This is a genomic window from Atopomonas hussainii, assembly GCF_900109735.1.
GTDB classification, from domain to species: domain Bacteria; phylum Pseudomonadota; class Gammaproteobacteria; order Pseudomonadales; family Pseudomonadaceae; genus Atopomonas; species Atopomonas hussainii.
Window position 1 is genome coordinate 137,558 of the sequence record NZ_FOAS01000001.1, and the last position, 21,994, is coordinate 159,551.

Consider the following 21,994-nt stretch of genomic DNA (forward strand, 5'->3'; position numbering starts at 1 on the left):
AGCTCGCTCTGGGAGTACTGCCATGCATAACCTAACCGTTACCCAGCGTTTGTTTGCGCTGATCCTCCTGCCGCTGGTCGCGATGCTAATCATGCTCGGCGTGGCCCTGAATAAGCTCGCTGAGATCGACAGCAACATTGCACGCATCTACGACGAGCGCGTGGTGCCGTTGCAAGAGCTCAAGCTAATCAGCGACTACTACGCGGTGAATATCATCGACGCCGTGAACAAAGCCGACCACGGCATTAGCGACCGCCAGCAAGCGCAAAAAGACTTAAACACCGCCGCCAGCGAGATCGACCGTTTGTGGCGTGCCTACAACCAAGGCAGCTTCATTGCCAGCGAGCAAGCCCTGATCAAAGAAGCCCAGCAGCGCTTTGGCGCCGCCAATCAAGATATTCAACGCGTGCAGAACTTTCTCGCCAGCGCCAGCAATGATCTGACCGGGCAGATGAAAGACTTCAACGGCCCGCTGTACCAAACCATCGACCCGATCACCGAAACCATCGGTAAGCTCATCCAGCTCCAACTGGACGAAGCGCAGAAAACCCGCGAGCAAGCTGCCAGCGCCTACCAAGCAGCGCTGATCACCCTGAGCCTGCTGGTCGGCCTGATTGCCGCCACCGCCTTAGTGCTTGGCTGGCTCATTGCCCGCAGCATCACCCAACCCTTAGGTACACTCTCGCAGGCCATGCGCCGCGCCGAAGAACAAGCTGATCTCACCGTGCGCGCGGAAATCACCGGGCGCAACGAAATCGCCGAGGTAGCGCAGAACTTTAACGGCATGCTCAAGCGCTTTTTAGAGCTGACCGGCAATTTAAAAAACATCGCCGGCAGCATTGCCGAACAAAGCCAAACCCTGCAGCAAATCACCCAGAACACGCGCAGCAGCTCGGCCCGGCAACAGCATGAAACCGAGCAAGTGGCGACCGCCACCACCGAGATGGCGGAAAGCATTCAAGAAGTGGCGCGCAACGCCAACTCCGCCGCGCAGTCGGCACTGCAAGTCGATCGCGACGCCAGCCAAGGCAATCAGTTAGTCACCAACACCCTGCAAGCCATCTCGCGCTTAAGCGAAGAGCTGGAACAAACCGCCCGCTTGATCGGTGATGTGGAAAGCGCCAGCAACAATATTGGCGGCGTGCTCGACGTGATTCGCGGCATTGCCGAGCAAACCAACCTACTGGCCCTGAACGCCGCCATTGAGGCCGCGCGCGCCGGCGAACAAGGCCGTGGCTTTGCCGTGGTCGCCGACGAAGTGCGCTCACTGGCGCAGCGCACGCAAGAATCCACCCAAGAAATCAACGGCATGATCGAGCAGCTACAGCGGCGTACTCACGATGCCGTCAGCGCCATGCATTCCGGCCGGCGCAACGCGCAAAGCACCGAAGGCGAAGCCGGTCAGGCGGCGACCTCCCTACAGGCGATCAGTCAAGCCATTGATTCGATCAACAACCTTAACGCGCAAATCGCCAGCGCCACCGAGCAACAAACGGCGGTGGCTCATGAAATCAACAAAAACATAGTCAACATCAGCGATGCCGCGCGCAGCAGTAACGAAGCGGTCGAGCGCATCAGCCAATCCACGCAAACTTTAACCGGCATTTCTGGGCAACTGACGCAACTCTGCGGCACCTTCCGCACGGCGTAGGCGGGTTACCGCGGGCATGGCGTAGAGCATCTGCGCTATGCTCTGCGCCGTCTTATTTTCTGGAACTCGGGCCATGGACGTTTGCCACTACCACCATCGACTCGCCACGCGCTGGAACTGCCCCGGCTGCCACACGCATTTCTGCGCCACCTGCGTGCCCGGCGGGGATGGCAATTTCCCCGCTGACGAGCCGCGCTGCGTGCTCTGTCGCACGCCGCTGCTGTACCTGCCGCCGGCCAACACCAAGACGCCCTTTTGGCAAATCAGCGCGCGTTTCTTTACCTACCCCATCAAGGGCCAAGCGATGCTGTTGGTGCTACTCGGCGCCCTGCTCCAAGGCGCCGCGCCAGATGGCTTGCTGGGCCTGCTGCTGAACATTTTGTTTTACGCCATGGTGATTCGCTTCAGCTTGCACGTGGTGGAATTGCTCGCTGAAGACAACTGGACACCGCCAGCGCTGAGCAGCGTGATGCTCGGCCAAGAGGAAAACCTGTTTCTGAAGCAAATTGGCGTGTATGTCGGCTTTACCGCGTTAGGCCTGAGTGCAGCCAGCGTGCATCCGCTGTTCGGGCTGGCCTATCTGGCGTTTGCCGGTTTGGCGCTGCCCGCCAGCATCATGGTGCTGGCCATGACACGCTCGGCATTACGCGCGCTAAACCCGATTCTGCTCGCACAGGTGATGCTGGGTATCGGCTGGAGCTATCTACTGCTGTGGCTGTGTTTTTCGGTGGTGACCTCTGGGCCCTTTATCGTCGCGGCGTGGCTACCGGAAGAACAAAACAACGCGCTGTTTAGCGCGCTGCTCGGTGCGACCAGCTGCTACTTCGCCGTAGTCAGTCACGCCATGATGGGCTACGTGCTGTTCAGCCGTGCCGAGAGCCTCGGCATTACCGATGAGCCCGAGCGAGGCGAAACCTTGCTAGAGGCTGACTACTTCAGCCAGCAGGCGCTGGGCCAATCCACCGTGCTGATTCGCGCACAGCGCTTGAATGAAGCCCGCGAGGTGCTGAATCGCGCCCTAGCGCGGCAAAGCCAAGATCTGGCCTTACACCAACGCATGCAGCGCCTGCTAAGTTTGCTCGGTGATCGCGAAGCCATGCAGGCGCACCTTGAGGTGTACTTAAACTTACTGCTGCAACAAGGCCAAGGTGGCAAAGCCGTAGAAGCGCTGCAACGTGCCCGTCAGCAACAAGCCGAGCTACTGCCGCACGATGCGCGCCTGCGCCATCAGCTGGCGGAGCACGCTTACCGGCAAAGCCGCCATGAGTTAGCCAATACCTTGCTGGTCGGCTTGCATCAACAAGCGCCGAGCTACCCGGCGCTGGCACAAGCTTATTTGCTGCTGGCGCGCATTCAGGCCGAAGGCCTAGGCCAGCTTGGCAACGCGGAGAAACTGCTGGGTTTTGTACTGAAACGCGCTGCCGGCACCAGCATTGCACAGGAAGCACAAGCCTTCGCCACGGTGCTAGCAGGGCTGCGACGCAGCGCCGTAGCGAACTAGGCCGTCGGCGCCGCCTTAGTCACACGCTCACGCGCCTGCTGCAGTTGCAGGCGCAACTCTTCAAACACCATGCCGGCCAGCGCCTGCTCGATACGCGAAGCCTGCTGGACAATCTTCGGATGCCGTGTGCCGGCTTGCAGCACAGTCAAGATCAGCGGCGCGGCGCGGTTAGCACTGCCTAAGCGCAGCAGCACCTCACTCAAACCCAAGGCCAGCCCCGCCGGCATCGGGCCAAATTGCCCGCTGGGCAAATACAGCTTAAGTAAGGTTTGCTGCTCGGCTTTATTCAGCTGACCAGCCAAAGCGACTTGCACCACCTGCTGTAACCACGCTTCGCGCTGACGCAACGCACTGGCGACTTCCAGCGCGTACTGCCACGCCTGCACATTGTTGGGCTCTTGCTGACACACGCGCTGCAGGGCAGGCCAAGAACTCTCGTACTCTAAGGCCTCAATCTGATCGAGCAGGCGCTCAGGAATCGGCAGCACCACAGCCGGCGCCTCTTCCACACTCTGCGTCAGCTGCTCATCGACCTTACGCCAGCCACGGCGCAGCGCCCAAGTGAGCACAAAGCCCGCCACTAAGCCGCCGGCATGCGCCCAATAGGCGACGTTATCGTCCGACCAATAAGCGCCGAACAACTCTTTACCCAGCCACACGGGCAACATGATCACCGCAGGCGCGCGGAAACTGCCAAACCAGAAGCCCACGGTATAAAAGAACTCGCGCCGCTTAAGGCCGTACACGCCCAAGTACATGCCCATCAAACCAGCAATCGCACCCGAGGCGCCCACCAAGGGCACGGCGCTCGTCCAATCACTTTGCGCATGCGCCAAGCCAGCCAGCACACCGCAGAGCAAATACAGGCCGATAAACAATCCAGCGCCAAGATGGCGCTCTAAGGCAAAACCAAACAGGGCCAAAAACAGCATATTGCCCAATAGATGGCCCCAGTCGCCGTGCAGAAACTGGTAACTCAACCAAGCCCACGGTTTAGCCTCGGCAGGCGTCAAGCCATAGGCAAAGGCGCTGACGCGCTGCAGCGCCGCTTGAAAAGACTCACGGCTGCTTTGCCACAGCGCATCCGGCGATTTCTGCCAGTGCGTCTCTAGGTGCGCGGTAAAGTCGCGGTCATACCAAAGCAGCGGCAACACGCCACTGCTCACCGCATCGGCCGGGCTTAGTTCATGCAACTCTTGCCAGGTTTCGGCATCTTTAGGCTTTAAATAGGCGAGAAATAGCGGCCACTCTTTGCGCTGCAACTGAGCATCTAAATACACCTGCTCGGCCTGCACCATGAGCCGTTGATCGCGACCTTCCATGTACAGGTGGATTAGGCTATTGCACAGAATCAGCAGCACCGTCACCCATGGCAGGTGGCGCCAGCTGAATTTATCTTCAATGGGAATGACCAACATCCGTGTGGTGCCTCGGCAAGCAAAAGCGCGATTGTCCAGTGCGCACTCCGGTGGGTCAATCCAAGGTGTTAACCGGAGCCCGCATGTTAGACAAAACCTACCCCATCAGCCTCGAACAAGAAGTAATCTGGGGCGATATGGACGCCTACCAGCACGTTAATAACACGGTGTACTTCCGCTATTTTGAAGATGCGCGCATGGCATTTTTTAGCCAAGCGGGGGTGGTTGAGCACAAAGAGGCCACCGGCATCGGCCCTATCTTGGCCAGCACGCAATGCGACTTCCGCGCCCCGCTGTGCCACCCCGAGCGCATTCGTATCGTCAGCTGGATCGACAACATCCAGCCCAAGCGCTTCACCATGCACTACCGAGTATTCAGCCTCACCCACCAGCGCCTTGCCGCCGAAGGCACAGGGCTGGTGGTGTTTTATGACTACAACGCCGGCAAAAGCTGCGAAATCCCCGCCAGCATCGTGGCGAAGATTGAGGCGATTCAGAGTGGCTTTGAAAGTTAGCTAACACTGCGCTCAAGCACCGCACTTACCGCTTTACGCACACCAACAAGGCATTACCGGCGGTGGCCTCACAGGGGACAATTTTCTCGTAGTCGTGGGCGAGCAGGTGCACATCAAAATAAGGGCTAAGCAGCTCAGTCAGCTGGGCAAAGCTCACGGCCACCATGGCGTGCTCATCCTGCCATTGTTCGGTTTGCACGGCGCTGTCTTTTTCAATGCGCAGTTTTAATGCTTGCTGCTCGCCAAAGCCTGCGTAGTACCAGCTGGAACGAAACGTCAGCATGCTACCTTGATGCGCCAAGCTGTGGGTGGCAAACAGGCGGTTATCGATCTGGTCTTTAGCCACCGCGTTAAAACAAAACACCCCGCCTACCGCTAAGGCGGCATACACGCTGGCAAAGCACTGCGTCAGCGCGGCGACGCTGGGGTTGTAGTGCATGGAATATAAGAAGCAGGTGATCAAGTCCTGCCGCGCCGGCACGCTGAAGCTCGCCATGTCACCCAAGACAAACTGCGCCTCGGGGCAGCGCTGTGCCGCTTGGTCGAGCATCGGCTGATTAATGTCTAAGCCGCTACTGTGATAGCCCAAATCAAGAAAATGCCGTACATGCGCGCCCGTACCGCAGGCCAAGTCGAGGTGCGCCGTGCCGCCGTTGCCAAACAACTGCTGCAGGCGATGCACGGCTTGGCTTTGCGCCGCGTAATCCACGTCGCTACAAAGCAAATCGTAATAACCCGACAGGTCGGTATACAGCGCATTCACAGACATCAGCGACAGCCTTTACTTATTCATGCAGCAAAGCCCGTGCAGGTTCACTGTGCACTGCGGCAACGGATGCTTCTCAAATAACGCAAAAAGCCCGAGCAGTAGCTCGGGCTTTTAAGATGGCGCACCTGGCGGGATTCGAACCCACGACCCTTGCCTTCGGAGGGCAATACTCTATCCAGCTGAGCTACAGGTGCGTGCAGTGTAGGCCGCGCATGATACCCATCCTGACTTAGAGCGTCCATGCCATCCGCGTGAGCGGTTTTCAAAGTTTTCGTCACTTGTGTTTATTTTTTTGCACAGCGGCTTGCCCCCTGCTGAGGACAGGCATAGCATGCGTTAAAGATTTCAAACGCTCTGTCTGCTAATCACAACACACCCGCAGCACTCACGCTGCCGCATCTATAGGAGCAAGGGGAATTGGCATCACATAAGCTGGCCGCCTGCCGTTGGGACGACATCCTGCATCTGGATGACCTGTTGACCACCGAAGAGCGTCAGGTGCGCGATTCGGCGCATGCCTACTGTCAGGACAAGCTCGCCGGGCGCGTGCGCAGCGCCTTCCGCGAGGAGCGCTTCGACCGCGAGATCATGAGCGAGATGGGCGCGCTGGGCCTGCTCGGCTGCACCATCGAAGGTTACGACTGCGCGGGCCTGAACTATGTCAGCTACGGCTTAGTGGCGCGCGAAGTTGAGCGCGTCGACTCCGGCTATCGCTCGGCAATGAGCGTGCAGTCGAGCCTGGTGATGTACCCCATCCATGCCTTTGGCAGCGAAGCGCAGCGCGAGAAGTACCTGCCCAAATTGGCCAGCGGCGAGTTCGTCGGCTGCTTTGGCCTCACCGAGCCAGATCACGGCTCCGACCCCAGCGGCATGAAAACCCGCGCCAAAAAGGTCGACGGCGGTTATCTGCTCAACGGCGCGAAGATGTGGATCACCAACTCGCCAATCGCCGATGTGTTTGTCGTGTGGGCGAAAACTGACGAAGGCAAGATCGCCGGCTTCGTGCTCGATAAAGGCATGCCGGGCCTGAGCGCGCCGAAGATCGAAGGCAAGTTCAGTCTGCGCGCATCCGTCACCGGCGAAATCGTCATGCAGGATGTGTTTGTGCCGGAAGAAAACCGCCTGCCGAACGCCACCAGCATTTCTGCGCCGTTTGCCTGCTTGAACCGCGCACGTTTGGGCATTGCTTGGGGCGCGATGGGTGCGGCTGAGGCGTGCTTCCACGCCGCGCGGCAATACACACTGGATCGCCAGCAGTTTGGTCGCCCACTGGCGGCCAATCAGCTGATCCAGAAAAAACTCGCCGACATGCAGACCGAAATCGCTCTGGGCCTGAATGCCGCGCTGACCATTACCCGTGCCTTCGACGCTGGCAACGCCAGTGCCGAGATGGTCTCGCTGATCAAGCGTAACAACTGCGGCAAGGCCATCGACATTGCCCGCGTAGCGCGTGACATGCACGGCGGCAACGGCATCTCTGACGAGTACGGGGTGATTCGCCATGTGCTGAACCTCGAGGCGGTCAACACCTACGAAGGCACCCACGATGTGCACGCGCTGATTCTCGGCCGCGCCATCACCGGCATCGCGGCGTTCGCCGGCTAACCACGCCACGTTCGGCCTCGGCAAGCACCGCGTCAGCGCGGTGTTTGCCGAGTGCGCCACAGGCCACTGGGAGAGCAAGATGCGCACGCTGCTGATGCTGCTGGGTATGCTTTGCCTGACGGTGCAAGCCGCCGAGGGGCAAGACCACACCCTCACCGTTAACGGCGAGCAGCGCAGTTACCGCCTGTTTGTGCCCGCGCCAGCCACCGACGCGCCACGGCCTTTGCTACTGGTGTTGCACGGCGGTTTAGGCAATGCAGCCCAAGTCGAACGCAGCACGGCGATGAACAACGTCGCCAGCGCCGCTGGCTTTATGGTCGCCTATCCCAATGGCACCGGCGGGCGCCTGTTGCGTAACCAACGCACCTGGAATGCCGGGCAATGCTGTGGCCGCGCCGCCAAAGAGCAGGTCGATGATGTGGCGTTTATTCAGGCCATGCTGGTGGCTATCGACCAACAGCAGACGCTGGATGCCACGCGGGTGTACGCCACCGGGCACTCCAACGGCGCCATGCTCAGTTATCGCTTGGCCTGTGAGCTGCCGGGCGTATTTGCCGCCATCGTGCCGGTGGCCGGCACCTTAACCCTAGACGACTGCCCCGGCGCGCAAACCACCGCCGTGCTGCATATCCACGGCAGTGCCGATTCGCACGTGCCCTTCAATGGTGGCGTGGGCGCAAACTCGATCGCCGGGGTGCACTACCGTGGCGTGCGCGACAGCTTGCAGCTGTTGGCCGCAGCACGTGGCTGTGACGCTAAACAGAGCATTGAAACACTCGCCGATGGCTCCACCCTCACCCGCTGGGCGTGCCCGCAAGCCCCTGTGCAGCTGCGCTTGGTGCCCGGCGGTGAGCATGTGTGGCCCGGCGGCCACAGTCGGCGCAATCGCCGGAACTTCGGCGGCGATTTCTCGGCCAGTCAAGCGGTTTGGGACTTCGCCCAATCATTCACCAGTAAAGGACGCTCAGCATGGGTGCACTAAGCGGTATTCGGGTTTTGGATTTGTCACGCGTGCTGGCCGGCCCGTGGTGCGGGCAGAACCTCGCCGACTTAGGCGCCGAGGTGATCAAGGTCGAACGCCCCGGCAGCGGCGATGACACCCGCCAGTGGGGGCCACCGTACCTGAAAGACCGCGACGGCCACGACAGCCGCGAGGCGGCGTACTTTCTCTGCGCCAACCGCAATAAAGAGTCGCTAACCATCGACTTCACCCAGCCCGAGGGGCAACGTTTGGTGCGCGAACTGGCGGCCAAATCGGATGTACTGATCGAAAACTTCAAGGTCGGTGGGCTGGCTACCTACGGGCTGGATTACGCCAGCCTGAAAGCTGTTAACCCTAAGCTGATTTATTGCTCGATCACCGGCTTTGGTCAGGATGGCCCCTACGCCAGCCGCGCCGGGTATGACTTTATGGTGCAAGGCTTAGGCGGCCTGATGAGCCTTACCGGGCAACCGGATGGCAGCGAAGGCGCCGGGCCGGTGAAAGTCGGCGTGGCCCTCACCGATGTGCTCACCGGCCTGTACGCCAGCATCGCTATTTTGGCGGCGCTGCAATACCGCGAGCGCGAAGGCGTTGGCCAATACATCGATACCGCGCTGCTCGATGTACAAGTCGCCTGCTTGGCCAATCAGGCGCTCAACTATTTAACCACCGGCCGCGCGCCGCAGCGTTTGGGCAACGCGCACCCGAATATCGTGCCGTACCAGAGCTTTCCCACCGCCGATGGGGATTTCATTCTCACTGTGGGTAACGATGGGCAGTTTCGTAAATTTGCCCAAGTGGCCGGCAAGCCCGAATGGGCCGATGACCCACGCTTTGCCACTAACCGCGCGCGCGTGGAACACCGCGCCGAGCTGATTCCGCTGATTCGCCAAGTCACGGTGTTTAAAACCAGCGCACAGTGGCTCAGTGAACTAGAAGCCGTCGGCGTGCCCTGCGGGCCGATCAACGACTTGGCGCAAGTGTTTGCCGACCCACAGGTGATCGCCCGTGGCCTGAAAGTAGAGATGCCGCATGCCGTGGGCAGCGTGCCGCAGGTGGCCAGCCCGCTGCGCCTCTCGGCCAGCCCGGTGGACTACCGCCTGCCGCCGCCACAACTGGGCGAGCACAGCGCGCAAGTGCTGGCGCGGGTGCTGGGGCTGAGCGCCGCAGAGATTGCCGCCTTGCAAGGCAACGGGGTAGTGTAGCGGCGCGGCCGGGATGGCCGCGGGTATTCAGTGTGCGCCATCAGCGTGATTCAACACGCCAATAACACCGCCAATAATACCTTCGAGCGATAGGCCCAGTGCCTATCGCTGCCTAGGCTGGGGGTTCTTGCACGCTGGAACCCATCCCCCTGCCTTGGAGTGTTGCCATGTCTGCTGCCCCGAACCAACCGCCCTACCCTTCTGCGCTGGCTGCCTGGAGCAGTGTCATCATTCTGATGCTGGCCTATGTGCTGTCGTTTATCGACCGGCAGATTCTTAACCTCTTGGTCGGCCCCATTCAGCGCGATTTAGCCATTAACGACACGCAGATGAGCCTGCTGATGGGCTTGTCGTTTGCGCTGTTTTACACCGTGTGCGGCATTCCGCTGGGCCGTTTGGCTGATACCCGTAGCCGCCGTGGTTTGATTGCCGTGGGCGTGCTGTTTTGGAGTGCCGCCACCGCCGCCTGCGGTTTGGCCAAGAGCTACGGGCAGTTTCTGCTCGGCCGGATTGGCGTGGGCGTCGGCGAGGCCGCGTTGTCGCCAGCGGCCTACTCGTTGATTGCCGATAGTTTTCCCGCCGAGCGCCGCGCCACGGCGATGAGCGTGTATTCGATGGGCGTGTACTTAGGCTCGGGGTTGGCATTTTTGCTCGGCGGGCTGGTGATTCACTTTGCCCAGCAACAAGGCAACGTGCAGCTGCCGGTGGTGGGCGAAGTGCGCCCTTGGCAGTTCATCTTTTTATTGCTCGGCGTCGCCGGGGTGCTGTTTACCCTGCTGATGCTGGCCGTGCGTGAGCCGGTGCGCCGTGGCGTGAGCGCCGGGCAAGCGATTCCGCTGGCCGAAGTGGGGCGATATCTGCGCAGCATTCGCCGCACAGTCATCCATCACAACTTGGGCTTTGCCGGTTTGGCGCTGGCCGGTTATGGCAGCTCGGCGTGGATTCCGACCTTTTACATTCGCACCTACGGCTGGGATGCCGGGCAGGTGGGCGTGGTCTACGGCTCGGTCGTCGCGGTGTGCGGCTGCTTGGGTATTTTGTCCGGCGGGCGTTTGGCCGATTGGCTGCGCCGCCGTGGCCAAGACGATGCCAACATGCGCGTGGGCTGGTACGCCGCCGTGGGCGCGCTGCCCAGCGTGGCGCTATTCCCGCTGGTGAACGACCCCTGGTTAGCCACCGCGCTGCTGGTGCCGTCGGTGTTCTTCCTCAGCATGCCGTTTGGCGTGGCGCCAGCGGCCATTCAAGAGTTAATGCCCAACAGCATGCGCGGCCAAGCCTCGGCGATTTACCTGTTCGTGATCACCCTGATCGGCTTAGGCCTAGGCCCCACTGCCGTGGCGTTGGTGACCGACTTCGTGCTCGGCGACCCCGCCGCGCTGCGTTACTCGCTGGCCGGTGTGAGTAGCCTCGCGGTGCTCAGCTCGATCTGGCTGCTGGGCCGTGGCTTGGCACCGTACCGCGCCAGCTTAGGCACGCTGGCGCAGTGGTCGGCGGCGCGCTAAGGCAGCCGCTCACGCGCACAGGGTCATCCGCCAAAGGATGACCCATCACCCACAGCAATAAAGCCCCATTCATTGGGGCTTTTTGCATTTCTAGAGCCCGTTAACCGTGGGCTTTCATACTTTCGAGCGACAGGCAAAATCATTCCTTGGTGCGCTTATCGCTCTGCGGGCCGCTGGTTAGGGTGCGTGCAGTTACACCCCAACCGCGGAGAGCCGTATGACAACAAGAACAAGGCCGGGATTGTTCCAGCCACACGCACTAACGCTGGCGATCGCCATGGCCATGAGCGCCGAGGCCATGGCCGTCACGTTCAACATTGGCGAGATCGAAGGCCAGCTCGACTCCAACCTCACCTTCGGCGCCAGCTGGAGCGTGCGCGGCGCCGATCCCGACTTAGTCGGCAGCGCCAACCGCGCCAGCAACAACCGCTACGGCACCGGCTACACGCAGACCGGTGACGATGGCCGCTTGAACTTCAAGAAGGGCGAAACCTTCTCGAAAATCTTCAAGGGCATCCACGACCTCGAGCTGCGCTACCGCGACAGCGGTGTATTTTTGCGCGGCAAGTACTGGTACGACTTTGAGCTCAAAGACGAGAGCCGCCTGTTCAAAGACATCGACGACAGCAACCGCAAGCAAGGCGCGCAAGCCAGCGGCGCCGAGCTGCTCGACGCGTTCGTTTACCACAACTACGCCATCGCCGATCTGCCCGGCACCGTGCGCTTGGGCAAGCAAGTGGTCAGCTGGGGCGAGAGCACCTTTATCGGCAACAGCATCAACGCCATCAACCCGTTTGATGTGTCGGCGCTGCGCCGCCCCGGTGCCGAGCTCAAAGAAGGTCTGATTCCGGTCAACATGTTCTATGTCTCGCAAACCCTCACCGACCGCCTGAGCGCCGAAGCCTTCTACCAGCTGGAATGGGACCAGACCGTGCTGGACAACTGCGGCACCTTCTTCGGTACCGATGTGCTGGCCGATGGCTGCGTGAACAACTACACGATTCTCGACCGTGGCACCGTGAATGCACTGCAAGGCTCGGCTACGCTGCTGGCCAGCCGTGGTGTAACCCTCGTCGACGAGGGCCTGATTGTGCCGCGTGGCGGCGACCGCGATGCGCGTGACGACGGCCAGTTTGGTGTGGCACTGCGTTGGCTGGGTGATAACGCCGAATACGGCGCGTACTTCATCAACTACCACAGCCGCACCCCTAACGTGAGCTTCACTACCGCCACCCCGGCGCAAATTGCCAGCGCCTTCACTACCGCCGGCGGCGCCTTGGCGCAACCGCTGCTGCTGGGTAACGGCCGTTACTACCTCGAATACCCTGAGGATATCCGCCTGTACGGCCTGAGCTTCTCCACCAGTCTGCCCACCGGCACCGCGTGGTCGGGTGAGCTGAGCTATCGCCCCAATCAGCCGCTGCAACTCAACGGCACCGACATGACCGGCAAGCTGGCGACCATTCCCGCCGGGGCCTTTACCGCCGCCGGTGGCGGTGCCGGTGGAGTCGCCGCAGCCATGGCGCAAGGCAGTCAGGATGTTGCGGGCTACCGTCGCAAGCCGGTCACGCAGCTGCAAACCACCTTCACGCACTTCTTCGATCAAGTGATGGGCGCCGGACGCTTCACGGTGGTCGGCGAGCTGGGCTACACCCACATCGGCGATCTGGAGAGCCAAAACGAGCTGCGCTATGGCCGCGACTCAATCTACGGCTCGCCCTACGGCACCGCCGCCAGCAACGTGGCCGCCGCGCGCGACTACGGCTACCACGGCTTTACCACCAGCAACTCGTGGGGCTACCGGGTGCGCGGCATCTGGGAATACAGCAACGCTTTTGCCGGGGTGAACCTCAAGCCCAACGTGTCGTGGGCGCATGACGTGGATGGCTACGGCCCCACCTTCAACGAAGGCGCCAAGGCCGTGAGCCTCGGTGTGGATGCCGACTACCAAAACACCTACACCGCCAGCCTGTCGTACACCGACTTCTTTGGCGGTGATTACAACACCCTGACCGACCGCGACTTCGTGGCCTTTAGCGTCGGCGTCAACTTCTAATTCAGTACAGGATGCTTTGTATGATGCTTCGCACCTTAGTCACCGCCCTAGCGCTGGCGGTGAGCAGTTACAGCGTGGCCGCGGTCAGCCCGGCCGAAGCCGATAAACTCGGCAGCGCACTGACCCCGCTCGGTGGTGAACTGGCCGGCAACACCGACGGCAGCATTCCCGCATGGACCGGTGGCCTAGGCCCCGATGCCGGGCAGATGGACGCCGGCGGCTTTCTCAGCAACCCGTTTGCCAGCGAACAGCCGCTGTTCACCATCACCGCCGACAACTACACCCAGTATGAAAGCAAGCTGGCACCGGGGCAGATCGCCCTGCTCAAGCGCTACCCGCAAAGCTTTGTGATCAAGGTGTATCCCAGCCACCGCACGGCCCGCGTGCCGCAGGCCATTAACGAGGCGGCCAAGCGCAGCGCGCTGAACACGCAATTGCTCGCCGGTGGCAACGGGCTGAAAAACTTCGCCGACAGCCGCTACTACGCCTTCCCAATTCCGCAAAATGGCTTGGAAGTGGTGTGGAACCACATCACCCGCTATCGCGGCGGCAACCTGAAGCGCAACATCGTGCAGGCCACGCCGCAAGCCAATGGCTCGTTCACCATCGTGCGTTTTGAAGACGAAGTGGCCTCCCCCAGCAACATGCCCGACCTCGCGCCGGAGCGTGCCAGCAACGCGCTGCTGTTCTTCAAGCAACGCGTCACCGCGCCTTCGCGCTTAGCCGGTAACGTGCTGTTGGTGCACGACACCCTCGACCAAGTGGCCGAGCCGCGCATGGCCTGGGTGTATAACGCTGGGCAACGCCGTGTACGTCGCGCCCCGCAGGTGGCTTACGACGGCCCGGGCACCGCCTCTGACGGCCTGCGCACCTCGGACAACTTCGACATGTTCAACGGCTCACCCGACCGTTACGACTGGAAGCTGATCGGCAAGCGCGAGCTGTATATCCCCTACAACAACTACGAGCTGGACTCGCCCAAGGTGAGCTACGAGCAGATTCTGCAAGCTGGGCACACCAACCAGCAGCTGGCCCGCTACGAGTTGCACCGGGTTTGGGAAGTAGAAGCCACGTTGAAAAACGGCGAGCGCAACATCTACGCCAAACGCCGCTTCTACTTCGACGAAGACACCTGGCAGATCGCCGCCAGCGAGCTGTACGACGGCCGTGGCCAATTGTGGCGCGTGGGGCAAGCCATGCTCCTGCAGCACTACGCGGTCGAGGCGCCGGTGTATGCCTTCGAAGCGCTCTACGACCTCACCGTTGGCCGTTACTTGGCCATCGGCATGAAGAACGAAGAGAAAGTCGGCGTGCTGTATGGCACCGAGGCTTCCGCCAAAGACTTCACCCCGGCGGCGCTGCGTAACGCTGGCGTGCGCTGATCACCGACGACTTTGCTCCTGTATTCAGGCGACCGCTTGCGGTCGCCTTTTTTTCGCCACGCGACATACTCAAGCGACAACAACCAACAGCGCTGCCGTTATGCCTGCCTCTGATCGTTACAGTCACCTGCCCCGCTTACCCCACGCCCACGCACCCCGCGCACGGCTGGCCGAACGCCTGCAACAAGGCAGCCGGGTCAATTTGATCTGCGCACCGGCGGGTTTTGGCAAAAGCGTGCTGCTCAACGAATGCGTGCGCCAAGCCCCCAGCAACACCGCAGTGCTCTGGCTAGATTTGCTCGGCCAACCACTAACCCTCGATACGCTCGCCAGCCGTTTAAGCAGCGCCCTAGACCACACCCGCAGCGCCGCCGAGCCGTTTGATCAACTCTGCGCCTTGCTGCAACGCCCACGGCAGCCGCTGTGGATTGTGCTCGACGACTACCCCAGACAACCCAACGCCGACCTAGACGCCGCGCTGGAGCGCCTCCTAGAGCGCACCCCACACACCGTGTGTTGGTGGATCAGCGGGCGCCGCCGCCCGGCGTGGCACCTACCGCGCCTGCTGCTACAGGGTGACCTGCGTGAGCTGAACGCCGCCGATTTAGCGCTGACGCGCGACGAGCTGGATCAGCTGCTCAAAGCCCGCGCCCTCAACCTGCCCGGCGCCAGCCGCAAAGCCCTGCTGCAACACAGCGAAGGCTGGCTGGCCGGGGTTTGCCTGCTGCTGCTCGGTGAGCCGGCAGAACTCAGCGAGCGACTGCGCCAAGGCAGCCCGCTACTGACCGATTATATCCAGCACGAAGTGCTCAGCGGCCTGCCAGAAACCCTTCGCGAAGCGTTGTGCCTGCTCGCCCATCTGCCACGTTTTAATGCCGAACTGTGTCAACTACTGCTGGCCGAACAAGGCGGCGCCAGCCTGCTGGATAGCCTCGCTCAGCAGCAGCTGTTTCTCCTCCCGCTGGATAGCCAAGGGCAGTGGTATCGACTCTGGCAACCGCTGGCCGAATGCCTGCGCCGCCTGCCCGCACTGCTGCCGATCAAGCAAAGCCATCTACTGGCCTGCCAGTGGTTTGCCCAACAAGGCCTGCTGCGCGAGGCGGTAGAACACGCGGTGTGGGCTGGCGATAACGAGATCGCCGCCGCATATCTGCAGCGTTATGGGCAAGACCAACTGCTGATCGGTCACAGCGTGGCGCAGTTTTTACAGTGGCGCAGCGCCCTTCCCGCCGAGCTGCTGCGCAGCACGCCGCGCCTGATCACCCTGCAAGCGTGGGCGCTGATCATTTGCGCCAAGCTCGATGATGTCGAACCATGCCTAGCACCTTTGGCCAACTTTCTGCCGCAACCCGACGCCACCCGCCAGCGCCAGCTGTTGGCGCAATACCAAGCCATTCAAGGTGTGCTCAGCCGCCAACGCGGCCTACCCGACGCCGCCCAGCTGTGTGGCGAAGCGCTGGCCTATTTGCCGCGCAAAGCCTGGTCGCAGCATATCCTCTGCCATCAGGCACTGGCTCAGCAGGCGCTCGCCGAGCAGCAGCTGGGGCTGGCTGAGCAACATATCGAAGAAGGCCTGCGCCAAGCACGCGAGAGCGGCAACAGCCTGTTCGAAGCCCTGCTGAGTGTCGACTGGGTACACCTCTTGTGCCTGCAAGGGCATCTGGCGCGTGGCTTAAGCCTGTGCCAGCAAGCACTCAACAGCCTTGAGCAACACAGCGTGCGCGGCCCGGTGTATGCCCGCCTGCTGCTGCTCAAAGGACAACTGCTGGATAGTCGCCAGCACCCCGAGGAGGCCCGCAACGCACTGGCCCACGGCCTGCGTGAAGCACACAGCTGCGAAGACGCCTACCTGCTGCTGGGCTACATGAGCCAAGTCGAGCAGGCCCTCGCGCTCGACTTATTCGACCAAGCCCACGACGCCTTGCGCCGCGCCGAACGGCAAATGCAGTGGCTGCATGTCTCACCGGCGCGCTACCGCCAAGTGCTGCGCTACGGTCACGCCTGGTTGGCGCTGCAACAGGGCCAAGCCGAACAAGCGCAGAGCATTGCCCAGCAAGTGCTGGGTGATATGGCCAGTCACACGCAACTGGCGCCCTCGGGCTTTTATGACCTGATTCCGCGCTGCACTGTGCTGCTCGCCCAAGCCGAATTGCACTTAAACCAACCCGCTGCCTGCGCCGCGCGTTTGGCCCCGCTGGCCGCGCAACTGCGCCAGCAAGGCATGGCCTTAGCCAGCGCGGCGTACCTGATCTACGGCCAGGCACTGGCCGTGCAGGGCGACAGTCAAGGCGCACAGCAAGCCTGGCACAGCGCGCTCAGCCACGCCGAAAGCCATCCGCACTGGCCCTTACTGCGCCACTACGCACGCTGGGCGCCGGACTGCCACAGCTTGCTCAGCCAAGCCCCGTGGCCAGAGCGTTTACATGGCCAGCAACAGGCCAGCCAAGCCTGCCCGTTGTCGGAACGCGAGTGCGATGTGCTTGAGCGCATCGCCGCTGGCGACTCTAACCAACAGATCGCCGAGCGGCTGTTTATCTCCCTGCACACGGTGAAAACCCACGCCCGGCGCATCAACGTCAAACTCGGCGTAGCGCGCCGCACCCAAGCCGTGGCTTACGCCAAGGCACAGGGTTGGCTGGGTTGAATGCAACCTAAAGGAATCGCCGACATACGCAGTTATTCATCCAAACAGCGCGACACACTTCATCCGTCTAGCCTGTCGGCAATGGCTAAAAAACTGGCGCCCAGAGCGGAGAATCGCCAAGCCGGCCTGCCTAGAGTGACATTCCCAATACTTTCAACAACAGGGAATGCCCATGAAGCGCAAACTATTTGCGGTCGCACTGCTGTGTGCAGGCTTGGCCGCTGGCTACCAATACCTAGCCATCCCCAATCTGCAGAAAAAAGATCCCGATGCCGGTCTGACGCGAGATCAGGTGCGCGCCCGCGACGCCCAAGCCCAGGAAAACTGGGCCTACTCCTTAGGCATGCAAGCCTATGTGTGGGGCCTACCGCTAACGATTACCGATCGCGAACGCTTGTTACGCCTCAATGAGCGTAAATTGCGCTTTGTCACGGAGCGACAAATTTGCCCTTGCGCCCCCATTAACCAAATTGGCCACATGACTAAACTGGCCACCTCCGCAGATGAGCTGCCCTACACCCCCAACAACGACACCGTTTATAGCGGCGTGATGCTAGAGCTAAAAGACGACCCTGTGATTCTCAGCTTGCCGGATGTGCTCGACCGCTACTGGAGCGTCCAAGTGGTCGATGCCTATCTGGAAAACGTCAGCTATATCGGCACGCGAGCCACGCAAGGCAAAGGCGGGCACTACCTATTCGTCGGCCCCGACTGGCAAGGTGTAGTCCCTGAAGGTGTCGAGCTACGGCGCTTGCCCACGCACTCCGGCGCCCTAGCCCTGCGTTACGGCGTCAGTAAAGAAGACCCGCAAGATTTGCCGCGTGTCTTGGCCCTGCAACAGCAGGTTAAAACCACCTCGCTGAGCCATTGGGGGCAGCCCGATGGATTGGGCAAGGTAACGCCGGTTGCCATGACACGTAAGACCTACGAGGGGGATCTGGCCTTTTTCGAGCGCATGGTCGATCTGCTCAATGAGAACCCGCCACGCCAAGAGCAACGCGCAGCAGTTGGCATGTTCCAAAGTATCGGTATTGAACTGGGCAAGCCCTTCGATGCCAGCTCGCTTCACCCGGCAACAATCGCCGGTCTCAAGCGCGCCCTGCACGACAGCCAAGACCTGATGACATGGAAAGTGAAGTATCGCGGCACCCCTTACCCCACTCGGTGGAACAACCTGCACGAGGGCACCTACGGTTTTCACTTCATCAGTCGCGCCGAAGGCGCTCTAGAGGGGCTGATGGTGCATGATCGCGAGGAAGGGGTGTATTTCAGTACCTACGAAGACGGCAACGGGCAACTGCTGGACGGGCAAAGCCGCTATGTTTTGCATTTTGCACGCGAGGCATTGCCGCAATTGCAAGACAAAGGCTTTTGGTCGATCACCTTGTACGGGACGAACTTCCAGCTCGTCGATAACGCCATCAACCGCTACTCCATTGGCAGCTCAACCCCCGGCTTGCAGTACAACGACGACGGCTCGTTAACACTGTATATCCAACATCAACCGCCTGCCGGGCAGGCCAGCAATTGGCTGCCAACACCCGCATCGGGGCTGTTCCGCCTTAACTACCGCATTTACTTGCCTAATGAGGCCACACGCAACCCTCGCACCCTGCAGCGTTTTATCCCTGGTGTGCAAAGGGTTCAATAAGCGCAAGACAACGCCGGGCACACACCCGGCGTTGTCTCATGACCGGGCTTTCGAGCCGCGCCGGTATTGCCCGGGGCTCGTTCCGGTCCAACGTTTAAAGGCCCGATTAAAACTACTCTGGTCAATGAAACCCAGATTAAATGCCACCTCATTCAAGCTCATGCTGGGCATGCTCAGATATCGCAATGCTAAGTCCTGGCGAATTTCGTCCTGCAGCTCCTTAAACGAGGTGCTTTCCTCAGTCAATTTACGGTGCAAGTTGCGCCCACTCATGTTTAAACGCAGCGCTACCTGCTCTAAGCCGCACTGATCGGTGCCCAGCAAGGCAATGATTTCTTTGCGCACTTGCAGGCTGACGTGCTCATGGCGCATACGCCCCAGGTAATCGCGCAGCAGTTGATCATGCATTCCGGCAATCGTCGCGTTGGCCCAAGGCAGCTCACGGTCCAGCACGCCAGTGGCCATCAGCAGCGCATTGGTTTGCGCCGAGAAATGCACCGGCACATCAAAAAACTGCTCAAACGCCATCGCTTGTTGCGGGCGAGGCCGGCGTAGCTGCACCGAAAGCAAGCCTTCGGCCGCATAAGCACCCAATAGCTCGCGGAAAGTTCTGAACAAGACACCCATAAACGCATCAATCGGGTAGTACGGCCGCTGCGGCGAAGCGGTGCTATCAGAGCCCAAAATCAACATCACACCGTGTTCACTCTCCCGCACATCAAGCTGCGCAATGGTGGTCACCACCCGCACATAACGCTGCAAGCGCTGCAGGGCTTCCCGTAGAGTCGTGCTGGCCTGTAAGGCAAACACCATGGCATTCAAATGCGTAGGATAAAGGCTCGCGGCAACCTGCAAGCCAAAAGCATCGTTGGCGGTTTTTTCCACGCTTAAGTGCCACAGCTTCCACATATTCACCACCGCGACCCGAGACTCCGGGTCGAGCACTGCACCCGGATCGATTCCCGCCTCTCGCATCAGCGGTTCGGCCTCTATCCCATAGCCCTGTAACGCTCGCTGAATCGCCAGCGCCCAAGTCGCAATGGTGGTGTGGACTAGCTCATGAGGAGCGCTATGCATTCGTCGTCCTGTCTGGAAATGCCAAAAAAGCGGCCCGACATGCCAAGAAAGCTGCGCCGCCGCTCCCTATCTTAAGCCTCCAGCTCGGCGGGACAACCGCTAGTGCTAACAACAAAAAAAACAATCATTGAGGCATTCCATGCACACATCTCGCAAAGGGCGCGGCGCCTTCCTATGCCCGCTGCTCGCGTTCAGTAGCGCACTTTGTCAGGCCGCCACCTTCGAACTCGATAACGGTATTAGCGGACGCTGGGACAACAGCTTGTCAGCCGGCCTCAGTGTTAGCACCAGTAATCCAGACAAGGGCTTTATTCCGATTGCCTACGGCGGTTCTGCCGCCGGGATTAACGGCAATGATGGACGACAAAATTTTAACGCCGGCGATACCTTTTCACGGCGGCTAAAAGTCATCTCAGAGTTGGCTCTGAGCCACGACAATCTTGGCCTACAGCTCAGTGGCAAGCTGTGGTACGACGATCTGCTGGAAAACGGTAACGCACGCTTTAAAGACTTCGACGACTCAGGCTTTGATTCACTGGCAACCTTTAGCGGCGCCGAGCTGATGGATGCCTACGTTTGGGGCGAATTTCAGCTCAATGATCGGCCACTGGATCTGCGCTTGGGCCAGCAAGTATTGAGCTGGGGCGAAAGCACTTTTATTCAAGGTGGCTTGAACGTGATAAACCCCATCGACGCCAATGCCCTCACCAGCCCAGGTGTCGAAATCAAAGAAGCGTTAATCCCCGTCAACCTGTTTAACCTGTCCTTGGGGCTTAGTGACAACCTCTCCGCCAGCGCCTTCTATCAGCTGGAGTGGCGAGCCACCGTACAGCCCGGTTGCGGTACCTTCTTCGCCCAATCCGATGCCAGCCAACCCGGCTGTGAGCCACTGTATGCCGTAGCGGGCCGAACCGAGGCGCAACAAGACAACCTGCAGCTAGTCAATCCTCTGCTCCCTGTGGGGGCCAATATGCGTATTCCGCGCCTGAGCGATGACACACCCAGTGATGGCGGACAGTGGGGGTTACGCTTGGACTATTTTGCCGAAGCGCTAAACAGTACCGAGTTCGCCTTCTATGCGATGAATTACCACAGTCGACTGCCCTACCTAAACGCCATCACAGCCGACTACTCGCGGCGCCCAGGCAGCGGCTTCTTTTTACCCGGGGTCACCAACAATCCCGCCTACGGCGGCAGCAACGCCAACCCGTTGGCCCAAGCGCCGCAGTATCAAATGGCCTACCCCAAAGACATCCGCCTGTATGGCCTGAGCTTCAACACATCAGGCCCTTGGGGCGTTTCCTTAGCGGGTGAAATTAGCCACCGCCCCAACCAGCCCATCGCCATTAATGGTCAAGACTTTCTCTATGCCAGCGGCTTTTTAGATACCGAGTCGCCGATTGTTGATGAGCTGTTTGGTCTCAACATTACCACCCCAGGCAGCGGCCCTATTTTGGCGAAAGCTGCGGGCTTGTATGGCACGGCCGTACAGGGCTATCGACGCAAACCTGTTAGCCAAGCACAACTCACCGCAATCCAAACAGTTAGCAACATTTGGGGCGCCGACAACCTTTTGCTGGTTGCTGAAGTAGGTGCTGTGCATGTCGCCGATTTAGAGCCTGTGGAGACACTCGCTTATGGCCGCGAAGCTGTCTACGGTTCGGGAGTTGAGGGGGCTGCGATCGCCTGCAAAAACCCGGCTCTCGACCCTAAATATTGCCAGCTGGAGGGCTACACCACGGCGTGGTCATGGGGCTATGCCGCCCGCGCCAACCTGACCTACAGCAGCCTATTGCCTGGCATTGAAGTCACCCCATCGCTGGCCTGGCGCCACGATGTGAACGGCAATGCGCCCTCGCCAGCCCCTCAGTTCGTCGAAGGCCGCCAAGCCATCACGCTAGGCCTGAGCTTCGACTACCAAAACCGCTACAGCGCCGCCGTCAGTTACACCGATTTCTTTGGCGGCGACTTTAACCCGCAAACCGATCGCGACTTCGTCACCTTCACGCTTGGCGCAAAATTCTGAGGAAACCCTT

Annotated in this window: 15 protein-coding genes and 1 tRNA gene; 12 read left to right on the forward strand and 4 right to left on the reverse strand. The window is 60.5% G+C overall.

Going from position 1 to position 21,994, the window contains the following annotated elements:
* Positions 1-22 precede the first annotated feature (22 nt).
* Both BMX80_RS00695 and BMX80_RS00700 read left to right on the forward strand, forming a co-directional pair.
* Positions 23-1,651 carry a methyl-accepting chemotaxis protein gene (locus BMX80_RS00695; protein WP_074864102.1) on the forward strand — a complete coding sequence of 543 codons (1,629 nt, stop codon included), beginning with the start codon at positions 23-25 and terminating at the stop codon, positions 1,649-1,651.
* A 73-nt stretch (positions 1,652-1,724) separates the two neighbouring features.
* A complete protein-coding gene (locus BMX80_RS00700) occupies positions 1,725-3,152 on the forward strand; it encodes a tetratricopeptide repeat protein (RefSeq protein ID WP_074864104.1) in 1,428 nt (475 codons plus the stop codon).
* Here BMX80_RS00700 and BMX80_RS00705 read toward each other — a convergent pair.
* On the reverse strand, positions 3,149-4,570 hold the full coding sequence (locus tag BMX80_RS00705; protein ID WP_074864107.1) for a rhomboid family intramembrane serine protease: 1,422 nt from the start codon (positions 4,568-4,570) through the stop codon (positions 3,149-3,151). The genes BMX80_RS00700 and BMX80_RS00705 overlap by 4 nt on opposite strands.
* An 83-nt stretch (positions 4,571-4,653) precedes the next feature.
* On the opposite strand from BMX80_RS00705, the gene BMX80_RS00710 reads away from it, so the two are divergent.
* Entirely contained in the window at positions 4,654-5,085 is a 432-nt protein-coding gene (locus tag BMX80_RS00710; RefSeq protein WP_217641962.1) for an acyl-CoA thioesterase, read from the forward strand.
* A gap of 25 nt (positions 5,086-5,110) precedes the next feature.
* Here the strand turns inward: BMX80_RS00710 and BMX80_RS00715 are convergent, their stop codons facing one another.
* Both BMX80_RS00715 and BMX80_RS00720 read right to left on the reverse strand, forming a co-directional pair.
* Complete coding sequence (locus BMX80_RS00715) at positions 5,111-5,854, reverse strand: class I SAM-dependent DNA methyltransferase (protein WP_074864109.1); 744 nt, start codon at positions 5,852-5,854, stop codon at positions 5,111-5,113.
* Between the two features lie 117 nt (positions 5,855-5,971).
* Positions 5,972-6,048, reverse strand: a tRNA-Arg gene (locus tag BMX80_RS00720).
* Between the two features lie 238 nt (positions 6,049-6,286).
* Between BMX80_RS00720 and BMX80_RS00725 the strand changes: the two genes are divergently transcribed.
* From BMX80_RS00725 to BMX80_RS00760, 8 genes are all read left to right on the forward strand, one after another.
* Entirely contained in the window at positions 6,287-7,459 is a 1,173-nt protein-coding gene (locus BMX80_RS00725) for an acyl-CoA dehydrogenase (RefSeq protein ID WP_235821585.1), read from the forward strand.
* Between the two features lie 79 nt (positions 7,460-7,538).
* Positions 7,539-8,441: an extracellular catalytic domain type 1 short-chain-length polyhydroxyalkanoate depolymerase gene (locus tag BMX80_RS00730; protein ID WP_074864113.1), complete on the forward strand. Its 903-nt coding sequence runs from the start codon at positions 7,539-7,541 to the stop codon at positions 8,439-8,441.
* Positions 8,429-9,646: a CaiB/BaiF CoA transferase family protein gene (locus BMX80_RS00735; RefSeq protein WP_074864115.1), complete on the forward strand. Its 1,218-nt coding sequence runs from the start codon at positions 8,429-8,431 to the stop codon at positions 9,644-9,646. The genes BMX80_RS00730 and BMX80_RS00735 overlap by 13 nt, the downstream gene beginning before the upstream one ends.
* 167 nt (positions 9,647-9,813) lie before the next feature.
* A complete protein-coding gene (locus BMX80_RS00740; RefSeq protein WP_074864117.1) occupies positions 9,814-11,148 on the forward strand; it encodes a spinster family MFS transporter in 1,335 nt (444 codons plus the stop codon).
* Between the two features lie 217 nt (positions 11,149-11,365).
* Entirely contained in the window at positions 11,366-13,204 is a 1,839-nt protein-coding gene (locus tag BMX80_RS00745) for a DUF1302 domain-containing protein (protein ID WP_074864119.1), read from the forward strand.
* 20 nt (positions 13,205-13,224) lie between these two features.
* Positions 13,225-14,586 (forward strand): DUF1329 domain-containing protein, encoded by a 1,362-nt coding sequence (locus BMX80_RS00750; RefSeq protein WP_074864121.1) that lies wholly within the window; start codon positions 13,225-13,227, stop codon positions 14,584-14,586.
* Positions 14,587-14,686: 100 nt separating this feature from the next.
* The gene (locus BMX80_RS00755; RefSeq protein WP_074864122.1) at positions 14,687-17,230 is read left to right on the forward strand and encodes a LuxR C-terminal-related transcriptional regulator; all 2,544 of its coding nucleotides are present in this window, start codon (positions 14,687-14,689) and stop codon (positions 17,228-17,230) included.
* Positions 17,231-17,402: 172 nt separating this feature from the next.
* On the forward strand, positions 17,403-18,881 hold the full coding sequence (locus BMX80_RS00760; protein ID WP_074864125.1) for a DUF1254 domain-containing protein: 1,479 nt from the start codon (positions 17,403-17,405) through the stop codon (positions 18,879-18,881).
* Between the two features lie 36 nt (positions 18,882-18,917).
* Here the strand turns inward: BMX80_RS00760 and BMX80_RS00765 are convergent, their stop codons facing one another.
* Positions 18,918-19,958, reverse strand: coding sequence for an AraC family transcriptional regulator (locus BMX80_RS00765; protein WP_074864127.1), 1,041 nt, complete (start codon positions 19,956-19,958; stop codon positions 18,918-18,920).
* Positions 19,959-20,097: 139 nt separating this feature from the next.
* On the opposite strand from BMX80_RS00765, the gene BMX80_RS00770 reads away from it, so the two are divergent.
* Positions 20,098-21,984: a DUF1302 domain-containing protein gene (locus BMX80_RS00770; RefSeq protein ID WP_074864129.1), complete on the forward strand. Its 1,887-nt coding sequence runs from the start codon at positions 20,098-20,100 to the stop codon at positions 21,982-21,984.
* The last annotated feature ends 10 nt before the right edge of the window (positions 21,985-21,994 follow it).